This is a genomic window from Aeromonas sp. R4-3, assembly GCF_040908275.1.
In the GTDB taxonomy this organism is placed as follows: Bacteria; Pseudomonadota; Gammaproteobacteria; order Enterobacterales; family Aeromonadaceae; genus Aeromonas; species Aeromonas rivipollensis.
In genome coordinates this window covers 184,718-191,959 of the sequence record NZ_JBFODK010000020.1, presented here as the reverse complement: position 1 = coordinate 191,959, position 7,242 = coordinate 184,718, and the positions used below count along the sequence as shown (strand labels likewise).

6 protein-coding genes and 1 tRNA gene are annotated in these 7,242 nt (G+C 63.3%); 5 read left to right on the top strand and 2 right to left on the bottom strand.

The window, feature by feature from the left end; genetic code table 11:
- Positions 1-178: 178 nt before the first annotated feature.
- Positions 179-255 (top strand) — tRNA-Asp (locus AB5Y91_RS04545).
- A 306-nt stretch (positions 256-561) separates the two neighbouring features.
- Here the strand turns inward: AB5Y91_RS04545 and AB5Y91_RS04540 are convergent.
- Complete coding sequence (locus AB5Y91_RS04540; protein ID WP_033130088.1) at positions 562-894, bottom strand: cupin domain-containing protein; 333 nt, start codon at positions 892-894, stop codon at positions 562-564.
- A 201-nt stretch (positions 895-1,095) separates the two neighbouring features.
- Between AB5Y91_RS04540 and AB5Y91_RS04535 the strand changes: the two genes are divergently transcribed.
- From AB5Y91_RS04535 to dhaM, 4 genes are all read left to right on the top strand, one after another.
- A complete protein-coding gene (locus tag AB5Y91_RS04535; protein WP_368169184.1) occupies positions 1,096-2,454 on the top strand; it encodes an NCS2 family permease in 1,359 nt (452 codons plus the stop codon).
- 229 nt (positions 2,455-2,683) lie between these two features.
- Positions 2,684-3,754, top strand: coding sequence for a dihydroxyacetone kinase subunit DhaK (dhaK, locus tag AB5Y91_RS04530; protein WP_368169183.1), 1,071 nt, complete (start codon positions 2,684-2,686; stop codon positions 3,752-3,754).
- A gap of 15 nt (positions 3,755-3,769) precedes the next feature.
- Positions 3,770-4,399, top strand: coding sequence for a dihydroxyacetone kinase subunit DhaL (gene dhaL / locus AB5Y91_RS04525; RefSeq protein ID WP_368169182.1), 630 nt, complete (start codon positions 3,770-3,772; stop codon positions 4,397-4,399).
- Between the two features lies 1 nt (position 4,400).
- Positions 4,401-5,117 (top strand): dihydroxyacetone kinase phosphoryl donor subunit DhaM, encoded by a 717-nt coding sequence (gene dhaM, locus AB5Y91_RS04520; protein ID WP_368169181.1) that lies wholly within the window; start codon positions 4,401-4,403, stop codon positions 5,115-5,117.
- A 79-nt stretch (positions 5,118-5,196) separates the two neighbouring features.
- On the opposite strand, the gene dhaR is transcribed toward dhaM, so the two are convergent.
- Positions 5,197-7,098, bottom strand: coding sequence for a dihydroxyacetone kinase operon transcriptional regulator DhaR (gene dhaR, locus AB5Y91_RS04515; protein WP_368169188.1), 1,902 nt, complete (start codon positions 7,096-7,098; stop codon positions 5,197-5,199).
- Between the last annotated feature and the right edge of the window lie 144 nt (positions 7,099-7,242).

Genomic DNA, 7,242 nt, shown 5'->3' with positions numbered 1-7,242 from the left:
CCATGCCGAACTCAGAAGTGAAACGCGGTAGCGCCGATGGTAGTGTGGCATTCGCCATGCGAGAGTAGGACACTGCCAGGCACCCAATTAAACAGTTGTGCACACATTGCATGATTGGCCGAGAGGATGACACCTCGTTGAAACGGCAGACAATTTAGCAAAATGCTAACCAGACAGCGGAGCGGTAGTTCAGTCGGTTAGAATACCGGCCTGTCACGCCGGGGGTCGCGGGTTCGAGTCCCGTCCGCTCCGCCACTAATTTGAAAGGCCTTCCCGATTGGGAAGGCCTTTTTGCTTTTGGATTTTCGTGAACGGGATTAAGGAAACAAGGGACCACAGACAGGGCTGCGACTTGCCACTGGCAACTCGGTCCCTGCCTGTGGTTCCTTGTGCTTGAGCCGGACTGTGTCCGCCTCCCCGTCCGCTCCGCCACTAATTTGAAAGGCCTTCCCTCACGGGAAGGCCTTTTTGCTTTTGGATATTCAGCATCTGAGTCCAAGAAGCCCAATCTGTCGATTGGGCTTCTTTCGTTGTGCTTTGTCACTGTGCCAAGGGACTTCCCTAGTAGTAGATGCAGAGCCAGACGGTGGTCTCGGTAGGATGAGTCCACTCCACCCTGTGCTGAAGGTGCGCCGGGATGTTGATGTAGTCCCCGGGTCCAAGGTGAACGCGCTCCTGGAGCCCGGTATCCGGTGTGATGAAGACCAGAATGGCTTCGCCCTGTATCAGCGCTACCCACTCGTGTTCATCCTGATCGAACCATTCCCCCGTGGGGGTCTGTTGTCCCTGGGAGAGGATACGCTCGATGCGAAAGTGATTGGTGCTGACCAGGTCGGTAAACACCTCATTGGGCAGGGGGGAGGGGATCTGGCCAAGCAGGTTGCCTGTGTGCATGGGCTTGTCTCCGGCTGATGGGGGCTAGCTAAGAGTGTAGAAGCTGAAGGGGAGCTTCCCATGTGGAAGTTGAGGCCTCCAATGAGGCTTAAAATGGAAAAGTTCGGGAAAATGGTGGCTGATCCGCTGCAATCTCGCCAAATTCTTGCTATTTTGCGCGCCATTACGCAAACGATTTCCTTCACACATTCAGGATGAGTTATGGCAACGCAAGAAATGACGGCCCGCACCGGCAATAGCGGGTTTCTGGACTCCTATTTCTCCATCACCCAGCGTGGCAGCACAGTCCGCCAGGAGTTGCTGGCCGGACTGACCACCTTCCTGGCCATGGTCTACAGCATCATAGTGGTGCCGAACATGCTGGGTGCCGCCGGTTTTGAGCAGGGCCCCGTCTTCGTGGCGACCTGCTTGATCGCCGCCTTCGGCTCCCTGCTGATGGGTCTCTGGGCCAAGCTGCCAATGGCCATAGGTTGCGCCATCTCCCTCACCGCCTTTACCGCGTTCAGTCTGGTTCTGGGTCAGGGACTGAGCATTCCGGTCGCGCTGGGCGCCATCTTCCTGATGGGTGTGCTGTTTACCCTGATCAGCGTCACCGGCGTGCGCCAGTGGATCCTGGATAACCTCCCCTCCGGCATCGCCCACGGCACCGGCATAGGTATAGGTCTGTTCCTGCTGCTGATCGCCACCAACGGCGTTGGCATGGTGATCAAGAACGAAGGGGCCGGTCTGCCGGTTCAGCTGGGTGAAGTGACCTCCTTCCCTGTCATCATGACTGTGCTGGGTCTGGCTGCCATCTTCGGTCTGGAGCGTCGCAAGGTGCCGGGCGGCATCCTGATGGTGATCATCGCCATCTCCATTCTCGGCCTTATCTTCGACCCGAACGTGACCTGGCAGGGCTTCTTCGCCATGCCGAGCCTGACCGGCGAGAAAGGTTCGCTGGTAGGCAGCATGGATCTGCTGGGCGCCCTCAATCCGGTGGTGATCCCGACCGTGCTGGCGCTGGTGATGACAGCCGTGTTTGACGCGACCGGCACCATACGTGCCGTGGCCGGTCAGGCGGGCCTCATCAATGAGCGTGGCCACATCATCAGCGGCGGCAAGGCCCTGACTGCCGACTCCGTCAGCAGCATGGTTGCTGGCGTGGTGGGTGGTGCTCCGGCTGCCGTCTACATCGAATCCGCCGCAGGTACCGCAGCCGGTGGCAAAACCGGTCTGACCGCTGCACTGGTTGGCGTGCTCTTCCTGCTGATGATCTTCCTCTCCCCGCTGAGCTATCTGGTACCTGCATACGCCACAGCACCGGCACTGATGTACGTCGGTCTGCTGATGCTGGGCAACGTCACCAAGCTGGACTTCAGCGATTCGGTCGATGCTCTCGCCGGCATGCTGTGCGCCGTCTTCATAGTGCTGACCTGCAACATAGTCACCGGCATCATGCTGGGCTTCGTGGCGCTGGTCGTGGGTCGTCTGTTTGCTGCCGAGTGGAAGAAACTCAACGTCGGCACCGTCATCATCGCCGTGGCGCTGGTGATCTTCTATGCCGGTGGCTGGGCCATCTAAGGCTTCCGGTGATAGCGAAGGGCCCTGCGGGGCCCTTTTTCATGGCTGTGAGGCCGTTAACAGTTTCCCGCCCGTTTGCCCAGCGCCGTTTCATATTGAAACGTAGATACTCCCTCTGCTGTTTCAAATCCGAACCGAACAGGCCGTCATTTTTCTCCCGATTTATCCCGTTAGACTGGCTTCATCAACCATCTGCCTACCCGTGCGGTGGCAAGCCAAGGAGTGAGCCATGAAGAAGCTGATCAATGCCGTCGATGCCGTGGTCCGTGAACAACTGATGGGGATGGCTGCTGCCCACCCCGAGCTCAAGGTACGTATTGAACCCCACTACATCACCCGCGCCGACTCCCCCGTGATGGGCAAGGTGGCGTTGGTCTCCGGCGGTGGCAGCGGTCACGAGCCGATGCACGGCGGTCTGGTGGGCAAAGGAATGCTGGATGGCGCCTGCCCCGGCGAGATTTTTACCTCCCCGACCCCGGATCAGATGTACGAGTGCGGTCAGGCCGTCGATGGCGGCGCGGGCGTGCTGTTTCTGGTGAAGAACTACACCGGCGACGTGCTCAACTTCGAGACCGCGGTCGAGCTGCTGCACGGCGACGGGGTCAAGGTGGGCTTCTCGCTGATCGATGACGACGTGGCGGTGAAAGACAGCCTCTATACCGCCGGTCGCCGTGGCGTTGCCACCACAGTGCTGTGCGAGAAACTGGTGGGGGCCGCCGCCGAGGCGGGCTATGACCTGACCCGCTGCGAAGCGCTGGCTCGCCGCATCAACAACCAGAGCCGCACCATAGGCGTCGCCATGCACGCCTGCACAGTGCCTGCCGCCGGCAAGCCCTCCTTCACCCTGGCGGACAACGAGATGGAGTTTGGCGTAGGCATCCACGGCGAGCCGGGCATAGCGCGTCGCCCCTTCACCGACCTCAATACCCTGGTGGACGACATGTTCGAAGAGCTCTCTGACAACACCCCCTATGGCCGCACCCTGCGCCACTGGGACAGAGCCTCCGGCAGCTGGCAGGAGGAGCACACCTTTATCGAACAGCTGAATGCGGGCGATCGTGTCATCGCCCTGGTTAACAGCCTGGGCGGCACCCCCATCTCAGAGCTCTATGGCGTCTATGGCCGCCTCGCCACCCTGTGCGAAGAGGCGGGCATCCATCTGGTGTGCAACCTGATTGGCCCCTATTGCACCTCCCTCGACATGACCGGCATCTCCATCACCCTGCTCAAGGTGGATGATGAGCTGATGACCCTGTGGGATGCCCCCGTTCACACCCCAGCCCTGCGTCGCGGCTGCTAAGGAGCCTTTATTCTCATGCTAAGCAAACATCAGATCGTCAACTGGCTGCTCGACTGCGAGCACATCTTTGCCGAGCAGCGTGACTACCTCACTGCGCTGGATACCGACATCGGTGACGGCGACCACGGCCTCAACATGCAGCGCGGCTTTACCAAGGTGGCCGAGAAGCTGCCCGCGGTGGCGGACAAAGACATAGGTCAGGTGCTGAAAACTACCGGCATGACATTGCTCTCCTCGGTTGGCGGCGCCAGCGGCCCCCTCTACGGCACCTTCTTTATCCGGGCGGCGGCCAGTACCGACGCCTGTCAGAGCCTCAGCCTCAGCCAGCTTGGCAAGATGCTGAGCGACGGGGTCGAGGGGATAGTCTCCCGCGGCCGTGCCGAGCCGGGGGACAAGACAATGTGCGATGCCTGGTGGCCGGCGCTGGCCGCCCTGCAACAGGCCCAGCAGCAAGAGCTCTCCCTCAACGATGCGCTGGACAAGGTGGTGGCCGCCGCTGCGGCCGGTACCGAGGCCACCATACAGATGCAGGCCCGCAAGGGACGCGCCAGCTATCTCGGCGAGCGCAGCATAGGCCATCAGGATGCCGGGGCCACCTCGACCCTGCTGCTGCTGACCGCCCTGCGTGACAGAGCGAGGTTGTGACATGATAGGAATCGTCGTTGTCTCTCACAGCGCCATGCTGGCGGCCGGATTGAAAGCGCTGGCCGATCAGCTCGGCAGCCCGGCCAGATTGCTGCTGGCGGCCGGGGTCGATGACCCCGACCACCCCATAGGCACCGATGCCATCGCGGTGATGAGTGCGATTGAAGAAGCGGATGACGGCAGCGGCGTGCTGGTGCTGATGGATCTCGGCAGCGCTCTCTTGAGCGCCGAGACCGCCCTCGAACTCCTGCCCCCCGAGTTAAGCGCCCGGGTGCGACTCTGCCCCGCCCCGCTGGTCGAGGGCACCCTGGCCGCCGTGGTGGCGGCCGGTTCCGGTCTGAGCCTTGACGAGGTAGCTGCTGAGGCGCTCGGTGCCCTGGGCCCGAAACAGGCCATGCTGCCCGCCAGCGCGGCGCAGGCCGCCACTGACACAGCCCCCGTTGCCGACGACGGCTGGCTGCGCTGCGAGGTGGTGGTGGATAACCCCCACGGCCTGCATGTGCGCCCCGCCGCCCGACTGGTGGCCGCCCTCAAGCCCTTTGCCGCTGAACTCAAGTTGCAAAAGGGGGATAAAGAGGCCAACCCCCGCAGCCTGACCCGGCTCGCCATGCTCAACGTGCGCCAGGGCGACAGACTCACCCTGCTGGCGCGTGGGGAGGATGCCGATGCGGCTTTGAGCTGCTTCCAGCAACTGGCAGTGGAACGCTTCGGCGACTGAGGCTCCCATTGCTTTATCAAGGCCCCGCCAGTGCGGGGCCTTGTCGTTTTTTTTGCAAGGGCGTTTCTGTGCGTGACAGCTATCCGTGGTAGTCGGCGGGATCGATCCCGAGCAGTTTGAGCCGCCGCCAGAGGGTGGTGCGGCTGATGCCCAGTTGCCGGGCCATCTGGCTGACCTGTCCCTTGCAGGCGTGGGCGCTGCGTAAGATGGCCTGGCGCTCCAGCTCCGCCAAGGTGAGCAGCGGTTGCCCCACCACCTCGTCCGCCACCAGCTGATGGCCGTGACGAATGGCGGCGGGCAGTGCCTCCGGTGGGATCTGCCCCTGACTGGCGTGGAGCAGGGCATGCTCGACGGCGCTACGCAGTTCCCCCAGATTGCCGGGCCAGGGATAGGCGAGCAGACAGTCGAGGGCCGCCGGGCTGAACTGGCGTACCGGCTCGCGCCCCTGCGCCCCTAGCTGCTGACTGATAAGGCCGGGCAGATCGGCACTGCGCTCCCGCAGCCCCGGCAGCCAGAGCTCGCAGGTTTGCAAGGCATAGAGCAGCTGGCGACCGAACTGCCCCTCCTGCACCCGCTGCTCCAGCGGGGCGCTACTGGTCGCTATGATCCGCACCTTGAGCGGCAGCACGCGGGCCGAATCGAAGCGCTGGATGCGGCCTGTTTTGAGCAGTTGCAGCAGCGCCGCCTGCATGGGAGCAGAGAGGCACTCCACCTGCTCCAGCACTAGCGTGCCGCCGTGGGCCAGCTCGAACTTTCCCGCCCGCTCCTGCCCCGCCTCGTCGGAGCCCATCAGCTCAAGCGCCATCCGCTCGCTCGGCAGCGCCTGACAGTTGAGGGTAACGAGGGGCCCGGCGGCCCGTTCGCTGCCAAAGTGGATGGCCTCCGCCAGCTGGGCCTTGCCTACCTCCTCTTCACCGCGCAGCAGGATCGGTCCCTGACTCTGGGCCGCCTGTCTGGTGTGGCGCAGCAGCTTGCGCATGGCGCTCGATTCCCCCACTAGGGCCGACAGCTCGGGCACCGTCTGGCGCAGCTGGTGAATGGCCCGCAGCCGGTCGACCGGATGCAGCAGGGCGATAAAGCTGACCCCCTCCGGCCCCGGCAGCGGCTTGAGGCTTATCAGCGCATTGATGAACTCCCCGGAATGCACCCCGAGCCGCTCCAGCGTCACCTCCACATGACTCAGTGGCGTCTGCCCCTTGATGGCCAGCTGCAAACGCTGGGGCAGCAGCAGGTGCTGCTCCAGCGGCTGGCCGAGGCAGAGCGCCGGATCGAGCCGCAGCCGGTGTGCCGCCAGCGCATTGAGGTAGCGCAGCCTGCCTTGCGGATCCCAGGCCAGCACGCCGTCATCCATGCCATCGAGCAGGGCGTAAAGCTCGCTCAGGTGGTGCTGTGACTCCTGCATCAGGCGCTCCATCTGCAGCAGATGGGCCAGCTCGCGACCGGCGCTGACGGTGAGCGCCAGATCCCCGACCGTTGCCTCCTCCACCCGGCAGACCAGGGCCATGATGGCGACCTGACGGCCGTTGCTGTTGTAAACCGGGCTGGCGCAACTGTGCCAGGGGTGCAGGGTCTGGTTGAAGTGTTGGGGGCCGCTGACGCAGAGCGGCACTCCCTCCAGCGCCGCCAGATTGATGGCATTGGTGCCGATGCGCCCCTCGCTAAAAAAAGCGCCGGAGCCAAAGCCCAGCGCTTCGAGTTCTGCCAGCGTCTCGCGATGGCCGGTGCGGGCCAGCAAACAGCCGCTCTCGTCGGTGAGCAGCAGGGCGCAGGGGCGCCCCTCCATAAATTCGTAGAGATCCTCGAGGGCCATCTCGCCTGTGGTGAGCAAGTCCCGCTTGCGCTGGCGCAGGCTCTGCAAGGTCTGCCCCTTGGCACTGTGGGGCGGATGCCAGAGGGTGGCGCTGGTCTGGTGGGCGCAGCGCAGCCAGGAGGCCTGCAGATAGTCAGGGCAGGGCTGGGGTGGCAGACGGTCAGATGGCAGGGTCACGGCAGTATCCGATAAGCGCGCAGCCAGAAGGCATACCCATAGTCAGGCAAGGGTTGGAGCGGCAGGCGGTCATATGGCAGGGTCACATGCAATATCCGGCATAGAGAGAGGCCGACCATTTAACCATGCCCGTTCGCC

What these genes read in the sequence shown, in the direction of transcription:
- AB5Y91_RS04540 (WP_033130088.1), bottom strand. Translation starts at nt 894, where the DNA reads ATGCACACAGGCAACCTGCTTGGCCAGATCCCCTCCCCCCTGCCCAAT.
- dhaK (WP_368169183.1), top strand. Translation starts at nt 2,684, where the DNA reads ATGAAGAAGCTGATCAATGCCGTCGATGCCGTGGTCCGTGAACAACTG.
- dhaL (WP_368169182.1), top strand. Translation starts at nt 3,770, where the DNA reads ATGCTAAGCAAACATCAGATCGTCAACTGGCTGCTCGACTGCGAGCAC.
- AB5Y91_RS04535 (WP_368169184.1), top strand. Translation starts at nt 1,096, where the DNA reads ATGGCAACGCAAGAAATGACGGCCCGCACCGGCAATAGCGGGTTTCTG.
- dhaM (WP_368169181.1), top strand. Translation starts at nt 4,401, where the DNA reads ATGATAGGAATCGTCGTTGTCTCTCACAGCGCCATGCTGGCGGCCGGA.